Origin of the sequence: Mariniradius saccharolyticus AK6 (genome assembly GCF_000330725.2) — a bacterium.
GTDB classification, from domain to species: Bacteria; Bacteroidota; Bacteroidia; order Cytophagales; family Cyclobacteriaceae; genus Mariniradius; species Mariniradius saccharolyticus.
On record NZ_AMZY02000021.1, the window covers coordinates 1 to 18915 of the forward strand.

Genomic DNA, 18915 nt, shown 5'->3' on the forward strand with positions numbered 1-18915 from the left:
TTTGTCAACCTATATCAGGCATGCACACTCCCTACTTGGTACTTGGTACATCGTACTTCGTACTTCTAACCTCGTACCTGACCCATCAACCCCTACCATCCCGGAAATACAGGTTCTTCAACACAAATCCCTCCAACCGATAACCCCTTCCTTCCATCCATTGGCAAATTGGATTCCCATGCTCCATCCCAATACTGTACGTTTCATCCTCCACCATCACCCATTCTGGTCGATACCTGCCCCAATCCAAACTTCTCAACACCTCCAAATCCTGTTCCTCGGCATCCACCGCCAGCAGGTCAAATACAGGTGGCGCCCCCGCGCCTTCCAAAATCTCCGTCAGCGTCCTGCCCTGCATGCTGATTTCCTTGATCGCTAATCCTTCCTGTCTGTACTCCTCCAAAAATTCCTGCTTGGAGGTGGAAAGGACGTCGTTTTGCAGCAGGTAAAATGCCTGCAATTCCCGATGCTCAGACACCAGGGCACAGACAGCTTTGTCCTTCGGCCGGTACCAAGCAAAATGTTTGATATGGCTTGGGTTCGCGTCGATGCATACCCCCCGCCATCCTTTTCGGTAAAGCCCATAGGTATTGGAAAAAAACTTGGGATGGTTGCAGCCCACTTCCACATAAAAGCCAGGTTCCTGAATCCTCGGCTTCAATAGCCCCTCCAGAACCCGATCTTCTCCCTGATGCGCAAAACTGTATTTTAAACTCCTCCCCAAAAGCAAACGCGTCAGGGAAGAAAACAAAACACCAAAACAATGCATAAGTGATCTGACCGGATAGCGAATCGTAAAAAACTGCAAAAACGCCACCCTGCACTCCCGAATCACCACGCCCCATAGCGTAAAAAATGCCCTTTGATAGGCGTTCTTGTAAAGCATCTCCCCCAGCCAGCCTTGCATCGGCTTGGGACTACTTGGATTCCCTTTTGTTTCCAATCAATTCCTTTCTAATTCCTCACCCAAACATCCTTGCTTCCTATCATCCATTCATCATTCCTCCCTACTTGGTACATTGTACTTCGTACATGGTACTCTCAGAGCTCTTCGCCCCTTCGCGTCTTTGCGTGCCCCATTCTCGTACTTCGTACTTCAAACTTCGTCCTTTCAAACCATCCCTCCCCCTCTCTTCCACGCCAAGTACCCCTGAAAATCCCCCCAATAATCCTGCGGATCATAAGGATGGGAACAAAGCACCAGGCCAATTGCGTCCGCACTAAAATGCTGCACCGCCCGCCAGATACCTTCCCGAATGATTAGTCCCTCATTCGCCTTGTTCAGTTCAATGACTTTTTCGGAATGTCCATCCAGCAAGACCACCTCAAAACTCCCCTGTATGGCAATGATTAACTGTTGGTTCTCAAAATTGGCATGGTTCCCCCGGGCTATATCGACTTGCCCCCTCTTGAAATAGTACATCCTACGGACTGGAAAAGGCAACACTTCCTCCAACTCAAGACTAACCAAAGGCCCTTTCCCAGTTTCCGTTTCGGGAAATTGGGCCAATCTGCAGTCATCTATTCGGGTGTATGCTGCGCGCTCAAACATGGCCAGTCTCCGTTCTTGACGCCTCAACATCCTCCCCCAATTTGGCTTCCCGCTTGTAGCGAATCTTTCCATTCCATGCCAGCCATACCAGCAGCGTAAACACCACAGCCGCCCCGATATACACCTCCCAAGACATCATATGTCCAAAATGCATCCAATACCTTTGGGCCGGGAATTGTGAAAGCAAGGAAAGGTTCTCTCCTCCCAAGGCTTCTTCCATACCAGAAACATTCAGCGGAAGCCATGCCGCCGACAGCAGCAGGTTGAAACCCCCAATGACCAAGATATCTTTTTTCAAAAGGCGGTACCTTTTGACAGACTTTAGGATCAACAGCACCAAAAACGGATAAAACGGCAACAAAAACTGCGGCTCAGGATGCAGGATAAACACAAACATAAAGGTACAGGCCATGGCAAAGCCCATTCCCAAATTGGCCATCTCCTTCATCATCCTTGGGAAAAACACCATTGCCAAGGGCACCAAAAAGCCAAAGTACAGCGTATGCCCCACCAAGAAGTCCAAAGGAAACCGGAGGATCTCCGTGAAATAATTCTCGGCTACCTCGAGGAAGAATATGTTGCCATTGCTACCGGACAACAGAAAAATGATGAGGAAAAAGGCTGTCAAACTCAGCCAGAAAACCTGGAGCTTCCCCGCCTTCAACTTGCTCCTGAAAAGATCAAAACTCAGCTTCCACTGAATGGGATTCTTGATGAGGAAGGCGAGGAAATAAATCAACAGCGCCGCTATCGACAAGATATGCAGCGCCAACTCCCCTCCCCCATTGCCAAACCTCCCGGTCCAAATCCCCGTGATGATGAGCACAACCAAAACAATGCAGCACACGATAATCGGATAAAATGACTTCGGCCTGTCAGATTCATGGACCAGCAATTTTTCGCTCGGCATCAGCATGAGGAAAAGCCCCGTCAGGAACATACTCGGCCACACAAACCCTGCCACCAAGGAAAGTAAAAACAAACGTTGCCTTTCCACCCGCACAAAATAATTGACCTGCCCGATACCTAGCATCATGGCCGAGAAGCCCGGATGGAAGGGGTGGTACCACATATCCTTCAGCACCGCGAAGTTGACAAACAGTAGCAGAAAGCCCAACACGGTCAGGTTATCCCGCAGCCGTAGTTTCCGTGCCAGGGCAAAATACCAATAGACTCCCAAGGCTGCCATCAGAAAGTTGAGGATGACAATGCCGCGCAGCAAACCCTCATGGCTTTTGACCCATTCAAAAAGCGAAAAGGTCACATTGAGCACGGCAAAAGGCATGACCCTTTGCAGTTGGAAAACATTGTAGCTCTCATCCTCGATCTTTCCAAGGAAATCTTCGGCAATGCTCCTGTAAAAAAGACCATCGCCCATGGTTCCATCATTCACGGGGACTTTTTCACCCACCATTTGGAACACAATCACAGCAAACAGCGATGCAATCAGAACAAATCTCAGCAACTTATTTCAGGTTTATAGTTTCTATTCAATTCCCTCACACTTCGTCCTTCATACTTGGTACATCGTACTTCGTACTTTGTACACCCCCCTCTCACTTCTTACTTCCTTCCCTACTTCGTACTTGGTACTTGGTACATCGTACTTCGTACTTCCGACCTCACCCATACACCATCACCCCCCCAATCTCCTCGTCCATTTCCTCCACTACCCGTACATTAACCCGGCGGTTGATCTTTTCATAGGTCTTCTCCACCAAGAAACCCAAATACACCATGTCTATCTCCTTTCCCACCAAAATCAAGTCAATCGTCCCCGAATCCACCCCTTGGGCATAATCGCCCACGATGTATGCCTTTTCCACATTTCCAAGGCGGCTGACCACCTGCTCCAACAATTGGTCCAAACCAAGAAATTTGGAAACCATGTTCCTGATTTCATTAAAGAAAGGATGGGACCTATTCGCCCGGTAGACCTTGGTCTTGCCATCATCTTCGGTCTGCAGAAGTCCAGCCTCCGTCAAACGGTTAAGCTCTACGCGGACTGAATTCGTGGACTCATCAAATTCCTTCGCCAAAGAGCGCAAGTAGCCTGAATTGTCATGGGAGAAAAACTTCAATAAAAGTTTGATCCGGGTCTTGGAAGTAACGATGGAATCTAACACGTAAAAAGGATCTTGGGTGAGACAGTAAAGAAAAAAGCAACAATGAGGCTGGCACAGCTTCGCCCCCTCAATCACGGGTGATCATGATTGAGTAATTTTTTTACTCAACGAAGTCAAAATTAAAAGAGCTTTTCTAAATGCCAAACTGAAGACAAAAAAAATGGGGATTGGCACCCAAATGGTACCAATCCCCATAACCCTTGCCCTCCAGCGGGAGTCCTTTATTCCAAATTCTTCAGAAATCCTCGAGTCTGCAATGGACGAAGGCTTTCAAGCAATCATCCCAATATCAAGAATCAACAATTTCCGTCTATGTCGCAGCTATTAGCGTCACTGCCCTGAATTTGCATGACAGGATTTTCCTTGACATGTTCTTTCCAAGCCTTCAGGATACTCTGTTCAAATACTTCCTGCGGCTGTGCCCCGGAGATGCCGTATTTGCGGTCCAATACAAAGAACGGAACACCACGCACCCCCATCAGGCGGGATTCATAAATATCGCTTTCCATCTCTGCCGAAAAAACATCCGACTCCAGAACCTCATGCGCCTTATCAGCATCCAAACCAACCTCTACAGCCAGTCTCACCAGCGTCGCAAAGTCGTCAATATTCGCCCCTTCCGTGAAATACGCCCTCAGAAGACGCTCCTTCATCTCTCCTCCACGTCCGATAGACTTTGCCCATTGCAACAGCCTGTGCGCATTCTTCGCATTGGCTACCACGGTGCGGTCCATGTGATAGCTAAGGCCTTCGCCTTTCGCCATATGCACGACCTGTTCGGTAATCTGTTGCGTCTGGGCCATCGACCAACCCTTGGTTTCGGAAAGGTATTGGAGCGTACTCTTGTTGGGATCCGTCACCATATCAGGATTCAAAAGGAAGCTTTTCCAGACCACTTCAACATTGTCTGCAAATGGAAACTTCTCCAAGGCATTTTCCAGCCTGCGTTTCCCGATGTAACAAAACGGACACATGATGTCCGACCATACTTCTATTTTCATATCGCTAATAACAGATTTCAGCACCACAGGTTCCAAGTATTTCCAAAAATCCCATTCTCTAGCATCCAAAAAACAAACCCTGCCGGAACCACGTCCGACAGGGTCGCCTCAGGTCATTTCCAGATGCTTTTGGAGGGAAAGCTTCACGGCATTCCCGACGAGGAGGTAAAACACCTCAGGCTGATTATTTACCTGCACTGCTTCCAATGCCCTGTAGTACTCCATCCTAGAGGCATAATCCCCCTTGAGATTGGCAATGGTATAGCCATGCTTTTGGAGAATCAGGTTCATCACGAGTCTGCTGCTACGGCCATTTCCGTCCACAAAAGGGTGGATACTCACCAGCCTTTCGTGCATCTCAGCAGCAAGAATCACAGGATGCATGATCCGCTTTTGGGTTTCATAGTGCAGGAAATAATCCTCCATCAGCTTACCCAAGAGGTAGGGCTGCGGCGGCACGTGGGCACTGCCCGCAATCCGCACAGGCACATTCCTGTATTTCCCCGCATTCTCCCGATCAATACCCTTTAAGATCAGGTAATGCAGCTCCAGCAGTACCCTTGGATTGAAGTCGAGCGCATCACCGACCAACTCCTCCACATACTGGATGGCTTCGGCATGGTTGATGGCCTCCAAATGCTCACGCAGGGATTTGCCGCCCACGGTAATCCCCTCATTCACCACCAGATGGGTCTCCTGCAAAGTCAGCGTATTGCCTTCGATGCGGTTACTCTCGTAGGTATACTCGATGTGGAAAAACTCCTTCATCTTCCGCAATTGGGTCTGATTGAGGGGTCTCTTGGCTTGCCATTCTGCCTTGAGCACATCTATCTCCGCCAACAAAGCCTTGACCCTGGGGCTCAAATCCTCCAATTGCAGGCTCTGCTTGCCAACCAAATACTCTACCCGGCTCTCTGCAAGGGACAATACCTCCAGCGCGTCTTCCTCATCTTCCAGAAGCTGATAGACTTTCTCTGCCAACCAAGCCTTGCGCATTTCCGCAAACGGAATGGACAAAGCGCTAGCCAGCAGCCTCACCTGTTCTTCGGTAGGCAGTCTATTCCCGTTTTCAAACTTGGAGACCAAGGCGGCATCTATCCCACAGTTTTGCGCCAACTGACGGACAGAAAGGCCATTGTTTTGGCGATTCTCCAGCAGGATCTTGGCAAGGGTCTTCATCTCTAATTGTTGACATAAATTCTGTTGACAAATTTAGTCAACTTTCCCGAGGATCTTCATTTTTCCAAGTTTTTTTTTCATCTTAGAAAAAATTTCCCCCGCATGAACAAGAGAAGTTTCCTAAAGCGTTTGGCCTTGACGGGCATCGCTTCCACGCCCGCTTTCCAGACGATTTCCAAAACCCTGCAGGATTACGCCAAAGTCACTCCTGCAACATTGGCAAGTGATGAGGACTTCTGGGCTAAAATCAGATCAGGCTATCGTCTCAAAAGCGACTACATCAACCTGGAAAACGGCTACTACTGCTTCCTTCCCCAGGAGATTTTGGAACACTACATCAACCATATTCGGGAAATAAACTACCAAGGATCTTGGTACTTCAGGACGGTTCAATGGGACAACAAAGACAAAGCCGCGGCTCGTTTGGCAGGGGAATTCGGGGGAACTCCCGATGAGGTAGCAATTACCAGAAACGCTACCGAATCACTCGACATCATCATCTCGGGCTACCCTTGGCAGCGGGGAGACGAGGCCATTTTTGCCCACCAGGATTATGGCAGCATTAAAAACATGTTTGAATTGGCTGCCAGACGCCACGGCATCGTCAACAAGATCGTTGACGTCCCGATGCTACCCAAGTCAGACGAGGAAATTGTAAAGGTCTATGAAGACGCGATCACGCCACGCACCAAGCTTATCATGGTCAGCCACATGATCAACATCACGGGACAAATCCTTCCCGTCAAAAAAATCGCCGATATGGCCCACGCAAAAGGCGTCGAAGTCATGTTGGACGGGGCACATTGCATCGCACACTTTCAGTTCAAGATCGAGGACACAAGCTGCGACTACTATGCCTGCAGCCTTCACAAATGGCTTTCGGTCCCGATTGGCGCAGGTTTGCTTTATGTCAAGAAAGACAAAATCAACAAAATTTGGCCGCTCTTGGCACCCTACGAACTCGATCACGCCAACATCAAAAACCTCAACCACACAGGAACCCATCCCGTGGCGACGGACTTGGCGGTCAACAATGCCTTGGATTTTTACCAAATGATCGGTGGAGCACGCAAGGAAGAAAGGCTCCGGTACCTTCAAAGATATTGGTCTGACCAAGTCAGGGACTTGCCCGGCATCATGGTAAACACCCCCGCGGCTTCAACCCGTGCCTGTGGGATAGCGAACGTCGGCATCAAGGGCATGGATCCGGGAGAAATGGCAAAGACCTTGCTCGAAAAATACAAAATCTACACCGTCGGGATCAATTACGCAGGGGTAGTGGGGTGTCGGATTACTCCAAATGTCTATACTTCCACCCAAGAATTGGACAGCTTTGTCAAAGCTTTGAAGGAAATGAGCAAAAACGCCTGAACTTAGAGATTACCCATCAGATCCTCCGCTTCTTCACAGCCCTTGTCCAGGGCATTTTGGAAATAAACCTTGGCACGGATCGGATTTTGGCTCTTCACAAACAATTTTCCCAAGGCAAGGTGGATCTCACAGTCATCCGGATACAAGCTGATGGAAACCGTGTAGTCCTCGATGGCGCGATCAAGTTTGCCTTGTGATTCGAAGATAGCAGCGCGCAGGTCATAGTAAGATGCATTGCGTGTGTCCATCGCCATCGACTGCTCGATCAATTCCATTGACTTCTCAAGATTCCCCAAGCCGAAATAAGCTTTGCTCAGATTGTAGTACGCATCCACATCCTCATCGTCCAAGGTCAAGGCCTTCTCAAAGTCATTTTTCGCCTCTTCGTTAGCTTCCATACTCAGGTATGCCAAGCCACGGTTATAGTACGAACCATAATCGGCCGCATCCAAGGCGAGACATTTGGAATGATAATCGACCGCTTTTGGATGATTTCCGAGTATATCGTAGCAATTGCCAACTTTGCTCAGTACCGCTACCGTATTTTTACCAAGTGACTCTGCCTTCAGAAAGTACTCCAAAGCCTTTTCATAATTCCTTTCATCATAATAAGTGTAGCCAATGTTGTAGGGAAAATCAGGATCCTTTTCGTCCAATTGCATAGCCTTTTCAAATGAAACCCTCGCCTCCTCCGGTCTCCCGAGTTCGTTCAAGATCAGACCCTTGAGGTTATGGGAAGCGACATATTCAGGATCAATCTGAATGGCCTCTTCCACGTCCGCCAAAGCCAACTTATAATCCCGCAATTGATATTTTGAAAATGCCATATTGTGAAAAGGCCGATGATACTTGGGTGCTATCTCCACGGCCCGATAAAAATCCGAGATCGCACGGTAATAATCCTCGTTCCGGAAATAGGCCACGCCTCGTTGGTTGTAATATTCCGCCTTCTTGGGATTGATCTCAATCGCAGAATTATAGGCAGAGATGGCCAAATCTGTTTCGCCTGCGTTCAAATAGGCTTCGCCCTTTTTGAAATACTCAGTTTCCTTCTCCTTATCGTTTTGGGCTTTCTTAACAAATAACTCCATGAAAATCTTACAGTCCTTTGCCAACTTCATTCCAACCTCCTCGCCGAGCTTCCTAAAGGCTTCTGAATCATAGGAAACAAAGTTTTCACCATATATCTCCTCAATTGCCTCGAGATTTTCCTCAAAAACAGCCTCAATACACTTCGCCAAATCCTCTTCGGGGTTTTCACTCGGGTTCATTTTCACCAAATCAGTAACACAGGTACAGGCCTCCGTCGCGAGAAACTCGACGAGATCCTGCGCCTTTGCGGCGACATTTGTCAGTGTTAAGAATAGGATCAAAACAATGATCTTGGAGAAATTTTTCTTCATGGGAGTGGGATGATTTTTTCTTAGTGCTGAACGGGATTTACCGTCCAATAATGCTACAAAAAAGCACTCAGAAATACCAAGTTTTCACGGATAAAATTTTAATGATTAGTTTACAATACTAAAAACCTTCAAACCTTATCTTCCAGACTAAGGATTCGACTCAATTAGTATTGAATTCTTGCCTTTTTCACAAAAAAATAAGCCCTTGAGTACCATTCCTCAAACGCCTCCTCCTTTGGAATAAATAATCGAAAAAAAAGCTTGCTATTTTTTTCAAACCTTTCAACATTTGCACACGTTTTCAGAAAGCATGTCTAACCTAGTTGCCATAGCATCCCTATCAAATGCAGATTCCTATCAGGAGCATACTGCTGCTATGCCATTTTTTGCTCCCTTGAGGAGGTTTAGATCTAGGTCCAGGGCATAGTCCCTGCAATACCCCTTGGTGTCCTACGTGGATAACCTGCCCCAGCCAGTTTCCTTCCAATTTTCCAAAATCTAACACGTTCATCCATTACCATTGGACCAAAATGGAAAACCCTTCATTCATTATCATACCTGCGACCGAAGCCCACTTGGCATACGCCGAAACCATCACCACAGAGATGGAAGAATCCGCAAAAGCAAGGGGAACAGGCATTGCCAAACGCTCTCCTGAATACATCAAACAGAAGATGCGCGAAGGAAAAGCAGTGATCGCCTTGACGACAGAGGGAGTGTGGGCCGGTTTCTGCTACATCGAAGCCTGGGGGCACGGGAAGTTCGTCGCCAACTCCGGACTCATCGTCTCTCCCCCGTTCAGAAAATATGGCTTGGCAAGATTGATCAAAGGCGAGATATTCAAACTCAGCCGGACAAAATTTCCGGATGCCAAAATATTTGGGCTGACCACGGGTGCTGCCGTGATGAAGATCAACTCTGAGTTAGGCTATATCCCTGTGTCTTATGCCGACCTCACAGACGACGAAGAATTCTGGAAAGGCTGCAACAGCTGTGTGAATGTAGAAATCCTGAAGTCCAAAAATCGCCAAAACTGCCTCTGCACCGCCATGCTGTATGATCCCAGCAAAAAGGCAAAAACAGAAGAGGTGGCCTTGAGAACAGATTTCAAGAAAAACATCAAGCTCTTTGAGCGTTGGACGCGACTCAAGAAATACGTCATGCTCAACCTGAAAAAAACAAAAGACAAAACTTTAAGCCTATTTTAAACCTGCCGCCTGAGACAGGCGACACATGACAAAAGCCGATGAAAAAAGTAGTATTAGCCTATAGCGGTGGATTGGACACCACGTTTTGCGCACTCCACTTATCCAAGGATTTGGGATATGAAGTTCACGCAGTATTGATCAATACGGGTGGATTTTCCTCCCAAGAATTGGCCGATATCGAAAACAGGGCCAATAGCCTTGGTATAGCTTCATTTAAGGTTTTGGATGTGACCAAGGCCTATTACCAAGAAGTGATCAAATATTTGGTCTTTGGTAACGTCCTGAAAAACCAAACCTACCCACTTTCTGTCAGTGCGGAGCGTATCCTACAGGCCAAAACATTGGCCGAATATGCAAAAAACATCGGTGCAAAATGCGTCGCACATGGCAGTACCGGTGCAGGCAACGACCAGGTACGCTTTGACATGATCTTCCAAACCATCGTGCCGGATATCGAAATCATCACGCCCATCCGCGACCTCAAGCTCAGCCGCGAGCAGGAGATCAACTACTTGAAGGAACACGGCGTCGTGATGAACTTTGAAAAAGCTGCCTACTCCATCAACAAAGGCATTTGGGGGACCTCGGTCGGTGGTAAGGAAACGCTTACTTCCAACCTGACCTTGCCTGAAAGCGCTTGGCCTACCCAAGTCGGCAAAACCGAGCCGGAAACCATCCAAATTGGTTTTGAAAAAGGGGAAATCTCCGCCGTCAATGGGGTTTCTTATGACAACCCTGTCAATGCAATCCTGAAGATCCAAGAAATCGCCGGTCCCTTTGGCATCGGGCGTGATATCCACGTCGGTGATACAATCATCGGTATCAAGGGTCGCGTCGGCTTCGAAGCAGCTGCCCCACTCATTATCATCAAGGCCCACCAACTCCTCGAAAAACATACGCTCACCAAGTGGCAAACCTTCTGGAAAAACCAGCTGTCGGAATTCTACGGCAACCACTTGCATGAGGGACATTACCTGGATCCCGTGATGCGCAACTTGGAGGCATTTCTCCAAAGCACGCAGGAATATGTCTCCGGTACTGTCGAGGTCCAGCTCCATCCCTACCGCTTCCAATTGGTCGGCATCGAGTCCAAGCATGACCTGATGGCATCCAAGTTTGGCAGTTACGGAGAAATGAACAAAGGCTACACGGGCGAGGACGTGAAGGGCTTCACCAGAATCCTTGGTAACCAAACGGCCATCTTCCACCAAGTCAATCGCCATGAAGAAGATTAAGACCGCGGTCATTGGCGCTGCAGGATATACGGGCGGGGAATTGTTGCGATTACTCGTGCACCATCCGCATGTGGATTTGGTCTATGCCCACAGCAACAGCCAAAAGGGTAAAAAAGTCTCCGATCTCCATCCCGACTTGATTGGCGACAGCGAATTGGAATTTACGGGAGAGGTCATCGTTGAGGGTATCGAAGCAGTTTTCTTGGCATTGCCGCATGGCGCTACCAAGGGATTTCTTGAGCAGCATCCATTTAGGAAAAATACGGTCATCATTGACCTGAGCACGGATTTCAGGAATGAAAGCAACGGCTTCGTCTATGGCTTGCCCGAGATCAACAAAGAGAAAATCAAAACCGCCAAAAGAATTGCCAATCCCGGCTGCTTTGCTACCGGTATCCAATTGGCATTGGCTCCTGCTGTTGCAGCGGGCTGGGTGAATCAGCCCGTTCATATCAGCGGGATTACAGGCAGTACAGGAGCCGGAAAGGGATTGAGCGAAACCACCCACTTTAGCTACCGAAGCGGAAACATGTCGGTATACAAGCTGTTCACGCACCAGCATTTGAAAGAGATCAAACAGACCTTTGGGCAAATCCATCCCGGTTTCGACTCAGAATTGCTTTTTGTTCCCTATCGAGGAAATTTCACCCGCGGTATCTGGGTGACAGCGTACTTGCCTTTTGAGGGAGACCTGTTGGATGCGCTGTCTATTTATGAATCGTTCTACAAAGACGCTCCATTTACCCATATTTCCCACATAGATATTGACCTCAAACAGGCCGTGAATACCAACAAATGCATCCTTCACCTTCAAAAAGAAAAGGGGCAACTGGTCATTTATTCCGCCATTGACAACCTGCTCAAAGGTGCTTCAGGCCAAGCCGTCCAAAACTTCAACCTGGCTTTTGGCTTGGATGAAAGGTCCGGACTAAACCTCAAGAGCATCGCATTTTGACCCCATGGTCTGTGTGCGCACCGACCACATAAAAACAACCTCTACCTACCATGAACCTATTCGATGTATATCCCCTCATCAATGTCACCCCGGTCAAGGCACTCGGTGCCAACCTGTGGGATGACAAAGGCGAGGAATACCTGGACCTCTATGGAGGACATGCCGTTATTTCTATCGGCCATACACATCCGCACTTTGTCAAGCGCCTCAAAGACCAGCTCGATCAAATCTCCTTTTACTCAAACTCTGTCCAAATCCCCATTCAGAAGGAGTTTGCCGAAAAGCTTGGCAACATGTCAGGCTACCCGGATTTCCATTTGTTCCTATGCAACTCCGGCGCCGAGGCCAACGAAAACGCATTAAAGCTTGCTTCTTTCGCCACAGGAAAATCCGGGATAATCAGCTTCTCGGGAGCATTCCACGGGCGGACCTCTGGCGCAGTCGTCCTGACAGATAATCCAAAAATCGTCGCCCCTTTCAACCAAAGGGCAGATGCCTATATCCTTCCCTGGGGTGATGTTTCGGCGGTTGAAAAGCAACTACGACAAGGAAACATCGCAGGCATCATCATCGAGGGTATACAGGGCGTCGGTGGAATTCAAGTCCCCGATCCAGGTTATCTAAATTCCCTTGCCACTTTGGCCAAAGAATACGGGGCCAAACTTATCCTCGATGAGGTCCAATCGGGCTATGGTAGAACAGGTCGCTTCTTTGCCCACCAATGGGTAGAGGGCCTAGTGCCTGATCTAATCACTACCGCCAAGGGAATGGGCAACGGTTTCCCTATTGGAGGAGTTCTTGTTCATCCAGACTTCAAGGCGAGCCACGGACTATTGGGAACGACGTTTGGAGGAAATCACTTAGCCTGTGCGGCGGGTTTGGCAGTATTGGAAGTATTGGAAAATGAAAACCTCCTTCCCCATGCCGAAGCCATGGGCGAGTATTTGCTCAAGGAACTCGCGACGATACCGGCGATCAAGGATATCCGGGGAAAAGGACTCATGATCGGCATTGACCTCGACCGGGACGCGGGGCCAGTCAGGTCGGAGTTGGTCAACAAGTACAAAATCTTCACTGGAAGTGCCGCCAAAAAGCAGACGATTCGCCTGCTTCCACCCCTGAATATTACCCAAAATCAGCTATCTTCGTTGATAGATAGCCTCAAACAAATCCTGGACTGAAGCCATCCCAAAGGCCTCACGAACACCATGATCAAGCACTTTACCCAATTCGAAAATAGACAAACCGCGGATTCGTTGATTGACTTGGCTTTGGCCTACAAAGCCAATCCCCGGATGCATGCCTCCAAAGGAATCGGAAAGCGGATAGGTTGCATTTTCCTGAATCCTTCGCTGCGTACGCGTGCGAGTACACAGATCGCCGCCCTCCAACTCGGCATGGAGCCCATCGTGATGAACATGGACAAGGAAGGCTGGGCACTCGAAATGCGGGAAGGCGTGACGATGAACAAGGGTACCGTGGAGCACATCAAAGACGCGGCGGGCGTTTTGGGCAGCTATTTCGATATCCTGGCAATTAGGGCATTCCCCACCTTGACCAACAAGCAGGAGGATTTGGAGGATTTTGTTTTCAACCAATTCATCAAGTACTCAGGAATACCTGTCATCAGCTTGGAATCTGCGATCCGGCATCCGCTGCAAAGTCTAGCAGATATGATCTCAATTCGGGAAAATACAGCTGAAAGCAAAAAGCCAAAGGTAGTCCTCACATGGGCGCCACATATCAAGGCGATTCCGCACGCAGTTGCAAACTCCTTTTCAGAATGGGCCCTGGGCTGTGGATACGACCTGACCATCACGCATCCGACCGGCTATGAATTGGACCCGAAATTTACCCATGGTGCCAATATCGAGCACGACCAACAGGCGGCGTTGGAAGGTGCTGATTTCGTCTATGTCAAAAACTGGTCTGCCTTCAATGATTACGGAAAAATCCTCAGTACCGACCCGGCTTGGATGCTGACTGAAAAACACCTCAAGCACGCCAAAAAAGCCAAAGTCATGCACTGCCTCCCTGTCAGGAGGAATCTCGAGCTTTCCGATGAAATCCTGGACGGACCGAGAAGCCTCGTGCAGCAGCAGGCTCAAAACAGAATCTTTGCCGCACAGGCTGTCATCAGTAGCATCCTTGACGGCATTTAGAACAAACCTCAAACCTAAGCACTATTTTTCCATGACCATCAGCATCATCAAGATCGGAGGAAATGTCATCGACTTTCCAGAAAAGCTCGATGAGTTCTTATCCATTCTATCAAAGTTTCCAGGCAAAAAAATCCTCGTACATGGCGGGGGAATCTTGGCGAGCAAGTTTGGGGAAAAGATCGGAATCATCCCCAACATGGTCGATGGCCGACGCATCACGGACAAGGAAACCTTGGACTTGGTGACCATGGTATATGCCGGATTGATCAACAAACAAATCGTCGCCAAGCTCCAAAGCCTCAAACAAAATGCCTTGGGCCTAACCGGTGCCGATGGCAACTTGATACGCTCCGAAAAAAGGCCGGTCAAAACGATCGACTATGGCTTTGTCGGCGATGTGAAGGAAGTGAATGTCGATTTAATCGAAAAACTTCTTTTCCAAGATATCCTGCCGGTCATTTGCCCGATCACACATGACAAGAAAGGGCAATTGCTCAACACGAATGCCGATACGATCGCCTCGGACTTGGCCACCAACCTGGCAAAGAAATTCAAAGTCAACCTGTATTTCTGCTTCGCCAAGGCGGGTGTGCTCATTGACGAACACAACGACAATACGATCATCCCGATGATCAATGAGGAGATTTATGCCGAACTGAAGAAAGAGAACGTCATCCATTCGGGCATGATCCCTAAACTGGACAACGCCTTCGCGGCATTGGAAAAAGGGGTGAACTTTGTTTGGATTGGAAAGGCAGAAAACCTCTTGTTGGCGGCCAAAGGCAAACTTTCAGGAACTACGATTGAAAAGCAAAAGTACGATTTGTATTAAAGAACCATCCAAATCAAAACCAACGTTGAACTACCAGACTGATTTACAAAGGCTTTTTGACGATGCGTTGGACCTCTTGAAGGGGCTGATTGCGACACCTTCATTCAGTCGGGAAGAAGATGAAACCGCTGATCTGATTGATGCGTTCTTTTCCAAATCAAACATACCCGTCCAGAGAAAACGGAACAACGTTTGGGCGTGGAACAAACACTTTGACCCCTCGCTCCCTTCAATCCTGCTCAATTCCCACCACGACACGGTAAAGCCCAATGCAGGATATACCCTTGATCCCTTTAGTCCCATTGAAAAAGACGGAAAGCTCTATGGCTTGGGAAGCAACGACGCCGGTGGATGCCTTGTCTGTCTGATTGCTGCGTTTCGATATTTCTTTGACAAGAAATTACCTTTTAATCTCTGCATCGCAGCCACTGCGGAAGAGGAGATTTCAGGAAAAAATGGCATCGAAAGTATCCTGGACGAACTGACCCCTTTTTCCCTCGCCATTGTCGGCGAACCCACCCAAATGCACATGGCGGTAGCGGAAAAAGGGCTTTTGGTAATTGACGCGACGGTGAAAGGCAAAGCTGGACATGCGGCACGAGAAGAAGGCATCAATGCCCTCTACCTGGCCTTGGAGGACTTGAACAAGATCAAAGATTATCAATTCCAGCGGGTTTCGCCCTTTCTGGGCAAAACAAAGGTCAGCGCCACCATCATCCAAGCCGGCAGCCAACACAATGTAGTCCCTGACACCTGCACCTATACCCTGGACGTGCGTGTGACGGACAGCTACACCTTAGAGGAGGCATTTGAAGAATTGAAGGGCTTCCTCAAAGCTGACTTGAGCCCGCGATCCTTCCGGCTTAAATCCTCCCAAGTCCCCAAGGACCACCCGATACTGAAAGTAGCCTCGGAATTGGGAATTGTATGCTTCGGCAGTCCTACCCTTTCCGACCAAGCTCTGATTCCCTATCCTTCCGTGAAGATCGGGCCCGGGGATTCGGCCCGCTCCCATACCGCCGACGAGTATATTGGCCTGACGGAAATCAGGCAAGGAGTCGAAGGATATATCCGGATATTGGAAACCTACAGGGAAATGGGCAAATCCCCAGACACCTTATCACATTGAAAATCTTCTGCCTGAATCATTGGGCAGCCTTACACTCGGAATCATGAAACTTTGGCAAAAAAATACAGGATCAAAAAAGGAAGTCGAAAGGTTCACCATTGGCAGGGATCCGGAATTTGACATTTTGTTGGCTCCTTTTGACGTACTCGGATCGATGGCCCACGCCACAATGCTGGCAAAGATTGGCCTTTTGACAGATGCTGAGCTATCGGTTTTGCTCAGAGGGCTCAAGGAGATTTACCAGGAAATCGAAAGCGGCCAATTCCAAATCCAGGAAGGGGTCGAAGATGTGCATTCACAAGTTGAGTTTCTATTGACCGAGCGATATGGCGAGGTGGGAAAAAAACTGCACAGCGGTCGTTCAAGAAATGATCAGGTGCTTGTCGATCTGAAGCTGTACTACCGAGCCGCGATTGCCGAAATCGTGGAGGCTACCCGCGAGCTTTTCGATCTGCTGATTTCCCTTTCCGAAAAACACAAAAAAGACCTGATGCCGGGCTATACCCATACGCAACTGGCCATGCCATCATCCTTCGGATTGTGGTTCGGGTCATTTGCCGAAGGCCTGACCGAAGATCTAGTGCTGCTCGAATCGGCATACCGCTTGGCCAACAAAAACCCCTTGGGTTCGGCGGCGGGATATGGTTCCTCATTCCCCCTCGACAGGACACTGACGACGCAATTGCTTGGATTTGAAGATCTCCACCACAATGTAATCAATGCCCAAAACAGCCGTGGAAAAACAGAAAGGAACCTCTCCTTTGCCTTGGCCGGAATCGCAGCGACATTGAATAAGCTGGCGACGGACGTGGTCCTGTTTATGAACCAGCATTTTGGGTTTATTTCCTTTCCAGATGATTTGACAACAGGCAGCAGCATCATGCCGCACAAGAAAAACCCCGACGTATTTGAATTGATCCGTGCCAAAACCAATCAAATCCAAGGGATCCCAAGTACGATTAGCCTACAGCTGACCAATATGAGCACAGGCTACCATCGGGATCTGCAATTGCTTAAGGAGGTTCTTTTTCCCGGTATCGAGCAAACTTTGGACTGCCTGCGCATGTGCACATTTATGCTGAAGGAAATCAGGGTAAAGACGCGGATTTTGGAGGATCCTTTCTACAAACATCTCTTCAGCGTAGAAGCAGTCAATGAGTTGGTACTTTGTGGGACACCCTTTAGGGATGCATACAGAAAGGTCGGCCTCGACATCGAAAACGGTGAATTCTTTCCCGACCAACAAAAAGTCAACCATACCCATGAAGGCAGCATCGGCAATTTGAACAACGATGTCATCCAATCCAAAATGGAAAAATGCCTTATGCAATTTGGCTTTGAAAAAACTGAGAAAGCCTTGGCGGCACTGCTTGCGACCGGTGGCTAATTGACCCGTACCGAGAATTATCTACTAACCCGAAAACCAAGGAATATCTCCAATTTGAGAGCCTCGTCTACGGTCACAAGCCCACCCATTTTGCTGGGAGGCTCAAGGCCAAGGGTGGAAAATCCCATGCCGATTTGTGCTGTAACTCCTTCTGTGTTGCGCACGAGTTCCAAGTTTGGGAAATCCAATTTTTTCCCCACCATATTGACTGTAAGGTCGCAAAAGTATTTCGAATTACTGGTCCGTATATTACCCACCCTCACCCTTGCTTTAGGGAATTCCTTTGATTTCAAGGTCTTTTTGAAGTCCCTGTTGAGCATGAAGTTTCCGCAGCCAAAGTCATCCACGACGATATCAAAAACCAAATCAGGTGTCCTCGTGCTGAAGTCCACAAACAGTGTATCCCGAACATTCCGGTCCGAATAACGACAAGTAAATCCACCGATCGAAGTCCGCCCGTTCACGGCCACTCTCTTCTCCTGAATTATCAATTTCACTGCCTCATCCCGCGGCTGACCAAGGAATGAAAAAACAGCGCACAAACACATGATTAAGGTTGAAATCCCCATGTACCAAAAATCGGGATTTTTCTACTTTCTGGATCAAACAGAATTGAATATAATTTTGGGCAAAAACTGAAGTCTTGAACAATCCTTGATCAAAACACAAGGCCATTTTGCTAATCTAAAACCCCAAAAAAATCGATAGATTGAGTTTTTCTCTTATATGACAGGCCCAGTGCATTTGCTCAGAACCTTTGATTTGAACTCGGAGAGATCAATTTTTAGGCTGAAAGGTGGTGTTAAACAGGATACGGGCATCATCGTGGGTCTTTACGATTCCCATAAAGTTTGTCGGAGTTACGATTTCGAAGTCTGAGAATTTAATGGGAATCTCGCCTTGGAAATTAACTTGATTTCCGATTTGTTCGATTTTGACAGGAAAAACGACCTGCCTTGTGACTCCGGCAATTTGGAAATCGCCCCTAGCTTCCATGCTATTTTCCACCTCTTTGATTTCTCTTAAAGTGAACTTCACAATCGGATGGAGACTTGTCTGCAATGATTCGTAGGCATGCTTATCCAAGCCTTTTGTCCCACTCGATAGGCTCTCAGCATGCATCTCGACCGTCAGGCTCTGTATTCCGATAAATCTGGTTCCTTCCATGAAAAAAACCCCCTGACCAGACGCTTCATTGGAAGTCATTTTCCAAACCCTGATGGTGGATCTTCCGATGATTTTCAATTCAGGCGAAGGTGCCAGGGTGTAGGCTGCTTGGCCTTGCGCCGTGCAGATAAATGATGCCATCCAAATGATGGATAGGGGAAAAAGCATCAATCGGTTAAGTGTTTTCATGATTCAGATTGGATAATGA

General features: G+C 48.2%; 18 protein-coding genes. 9 read left to right on the plus strand and 9 right to left on the minus strand.

Translation table 11 applies throughout. The annotated features are described in order from the left end of the window. Positions 1 to 85 precede the first annotated feature (85 nt). The 6 genes from C943_RS21595 to C943_RS19665 all read right to left on the minus strand — a co-directional run bounded on the left by C943_RS21595 (position 86) and on the right by C943_RS19665 (position 5858). Positions 86 to 907 (minus strand): FkbM family methyltransferase, encoded by an 822-nt coding sequence (locus tag C943_RS21595; protein WP_008631447.1) that lies wholly within the window; start codon positions 905 to 907, stop codon positions 86 to 88. Between the two features lie 204 nt (positions 908 to 1111). Beyond that, the gene (locus C943_RS19645; protein WP_157198628.1) at positions 1112 to 1582 is read right to left on the minus strand and encodes a sugar 3,4-ketoisomerase; all 471 of its coding nucleotides are present in this window, start codon (positions 1580 to 1582) and stop codon (positions 1112 to 1114) included. Then, a complete protein-coding gene (locus tag C943_RS19650; RefSeq protein WP_008631449.1) occupies positions 1545 to 3017 on the minus strand; it encodes a hypothetical protein in 1473 nt (490 codons plus the stop codon). Before C943_RS19650 ends, C943_RS19645 begins: the two co-directional genes overlap by 38 nt. A gap of 157 nt (positions 3018 to 3174) precedes the next feature. Then, positions 3175 to 3678: a winged helix-turn-helix domain-containing protein gene (locus C943_RS19655; RefSeq protein WP_040481479.1), complete on the minus strand. Its 504-nt coding sequence runs from the start codon at positions 3676 to 3678 to the stop codon at positions 3175 to 3177. Positions 3679 to 3974: 296 nt separating this feature from the next. Then, positions 3975 to 4679 carry a DsbA family oxidoreductase gene (locus C943_RS19660; RefSeq protein WP_040481499.1) on the minus strand — a complete coding sequence of 235 codons (705 nt, stop codon included), beginning with the start codon at positions 4677 to 4679 and terminating at the stop codon, positions 3975 to 3977. A 108-nt stretch (positions 4680 to 4787) separates the two neighbouring features. Then, positions 4788 to 5858, minus strand: coding sequence for a Fic family protein (locus C943_RS19665; RefSeq protein ID WP_008631453.1), 1071 nt, complete (start codon positions 5856 to 5858; stop codon positions 4788 to 4790). A gap of 102 nt (positions 5859 to 5960) precedes the next feature. On the opposite strand from C943_RS19665, the gene C943_RS19670 reads away from it, so the two are divergent. Further along, entirely contained in the window at positions 5961 to 7229 is a 1269-nt protein-coding gene (locus tag C943_RS19670) for an aminotransferase class V-fold PLP-dependent enzyme (protein WP_008631454.1), read from the plus strand. A 2-nt stretch (positions 7230 to 7231) separates the two neighbouring features. On the opposite strand, the gene C943_RS19675 is transcribed toward C943_RS19670, so the two are convergent. Continuing rightward, on the minus strand, positions 7232 to 8632 hold the full coding sequence (locus tag C943_RS19675) for a tetratricopeptide repeat protein (protein WP_008631455.1): 1401 nt from the start codon (positions 8630 to 8632) through the stop codon (positions 7232 to 7234). A gap of 530 nt (positions 8633 to 9162) precedes the next feature. Between C943_RS19675 and C943_RS19680 the strand changes: the two genes are divergently transcribed. Genes C943_RS19680 through argH form a run of 8 tightly spaced genes read left to right on the plus strand, consistent with a single transcriptional unit; the run spans position 9163 to position 17540 of the window. Beyond that, positions 9163 to 9840: a hypothetical protein gene (locus C943_RS19680; RefSeq protein WP_008631457.1), complete on the plus strand. Its 678-nt coding sequence runs from the start codon at positions 9163 to 9165 to the stop codon at positions 9838 to 9840. A gap of 38 nt (positions 9841 to 9878) precedes the next feature. After that, positions 9879 to 11075 (plus strand): argininosuccinate synthase, encoded by a 1197-nt coding sequence (gene argG / locus C943_RS19685; RefSeq protein WP_008631459.1) that lies wholly within the window; start codon positions 9879 to 9881, stop codon positions 11073 to 11075. Continuing rightward, positions 11062 to 12030: an N-acetyl-gamma-glutamyl-phosphate reductase gene (gene argC / locus C943_RS19690; RefSeq protein ID WP_008631461.1), complete on the plus strand. Its 969-nt coding sequence runs from the start codon at positions 11062 to 11064 to the stop codon at positions 12028 to 12030. The genes argG and argC overlap by 14 nt, the downstream gene beginning before the upstream one ends. Before the next feature lie 50 nt (positions 12031 to 12080). After that, positions 12081 to 13211 (plus strand): aspartate aminotransferase family protein, encoded by a 1131-nt coding sequence (locus tag C943_RS19695; RefSeq protein ID WP_008631463.1) that lies wholly within the window; start codon positions 12081 to 12083, stop codon positions 13209 to 13211. Between the two features lie 30 nt (positions 13212 to 13241). Beyond that, entirely contained in the window at positions 13242 to 14192 is a 951-nt protein-coding gene (locus C943_RS19700; protein ID WP_040481502.1) for a Rossmann-fold NAD(P)-binding domain-containing protein, read from the plus strand. A gap of 31 nt (positions 14193 to 14223) precedes the next feature. Then, positions 14224 to 15024, plus strand: coding sequence for an acetylglutamate kinase (gene argB / locus C943_RS19705; RefSeq protein WP_008631467.1), 801 nt, complete (start codon positions 14224 to 14226; stop codon positions 15022 to 15024). Positions 15025 to 15049: 25 nt separating this feature from the next. Then, positions 15050 to 16153, plus strand: coding sequence for a M20 family metallo-hydrolase (locus C943_RS19710; protein WP_008631469.1), 1104 nt, complete (start codon positions 15050 to 15052; stop codon positions 16151 to 16153). A gap of 43 nt (positions 16154 to 16196) precedes the next feature. Further along, the gene (argH, locus tag C943_RS19715; protein ID WP_040481482.1) at positions 16197 to 17540 is read left to right on the plus strand and encodes an argininosuccinate lyase; all 1344 of its coding nucleotides are present in this window, start codon (positions 16197 to 16199) and stop codon (positions 17538 to 17540) included. Positions 17541 to 17557: 17 nt separating this feature from the next. On the opposite strand, the gene C943_RS19720 is transcribed toward argH, so the two are convergent. Together C943_RS19720 and C943_RS19725 are read right to left on the minus strand one after the other, a co-directional pair. Continuing rightward, on the minus strand, positions 17558 to 18088 hold the full coding sequence (locus tag C943_RS19720) for a hypothetical protein (protein ID WP_040481484.1): 531 nt from the start codon (positions 18086 to 18088) through the stop codon (positions 17558 to 17560). A gap of 229 nt (positions 18089 to 18317) precedes the next feature. Beyond that, positions 18318 to 18896: a YceI family protein gene (locus tag C943_RS19725; protein ID WP_008631476.1), complete on the minus strand. Its 579-nt coding sequence runs from the start codon at positions 18894 to 18896 to the stop codon at positions 18318 to 18320. Between the last annotated feature and the right edge of the window lie 19 nt (positions 18897 to 18915).

What these genes read in the sequence shown, in the direction of transcription:
- C943_RS19660 (WP_040481499.1), bottom strand. Translation starts at nt 4,679, where the DNA reads ATGAAAATAGAAGTATGGTCGGACATCATGTGTCCGTTTTGTTACATC.
- argH (WP_040481482.1), top strand. Translation starts at nt 16,197, where the DNA reads ATGAAACTTTGGCAAAAAAATACAGGATCAAAAAAGGAAGTCGAAAGG.
- argC (WP_008631461.1), top strand. Translation starts at nt 11,062, where the DNA reads ATGAAGAAGATTAAGACCGCGGTCATTGGCGCTGCAGGATATACGGGC.
- C943_RS19670 (WP_008631454.1), top strand. Translation starts at nt 5,961, where the DNA reads ATGAACAAGAGAAGTTTCCTAAAGCGTTTGGCCTTGACGGGCATCGCT.
- C943_RS19720 (WP_040481484.1), bottom strand. Translation starts at nt 18,088, where the DNA reads ATGTGTTTGTGCGCTGTTTTTTCATTCCTTGGTCAGCCGCGGGATGAG.
- C943_RS19665 (WP_008631453.1), bottom strand. Translation starts at nt 5,858, where the DNA reads ATGAAGACCCTTGCCAAGATCCTGCTGGAGAATCGCCAAAACAATGGC.
- C943_RS19675 (WP_008631455.1), bottom strand. Translation starts at nt 8,632, where the DNA reads ATGAAGAAAAATTTCTCCAAGATCATTGTTTTGATCCTATTCTTAACA.
- C943_RS19680 (WP_008631457.1), top strand. Translation starts at nt 9,163, where the DNA reads ATGGAAAACCCTTCATTCATTATCATACCTGCGACCGAAGCCCACTTG.
- C943_RS19725 (WP_008631476.1), bottom strand. Translation starts at nt 18,896, where the DNA reads ATGAAAACACTTAACCGATTGATGCTTTTTCCCCTATCCATCATTTGG.
- argG (WP_008631459.1), top strand. Translation starts at nt 9,879, where the DNA reads ATGAAAAAAGTAGTATTAGCCTATAGCGGTGGATTGGACACCACGTTT.
- C943_RS19695 (WP_008631463.1), top strand. Translation starts at nt 12,081, where the DNA reads ATGAACCTATTCGATGTATATCCCCTCATCAATGTCACCCCGGTCAAG.
- C943_RS21595 (WP_008631447.1), bottom strand. Translation starts at nt 907, where the DNA reads ATGCAAGGCTGGCTGGGGGAGATGCTTTACAAGAACGCCTATCAAAGG.
- C943_RS19645 (WP_157198628.1), bottom strand. Translation starts at nt 1,582, where the DNA reads ATGTTGAGGCGTCAAGAACGGAGACTGGCCATGTTTGAGCGCGCAGCA.
- argB (WP_008631467.1), top strand. Translation starts at nt 14,224, where the DNA reads ATGACCATCAGCATCATCAAGATCGGAGGAAATGTCATCGACTTTCCA.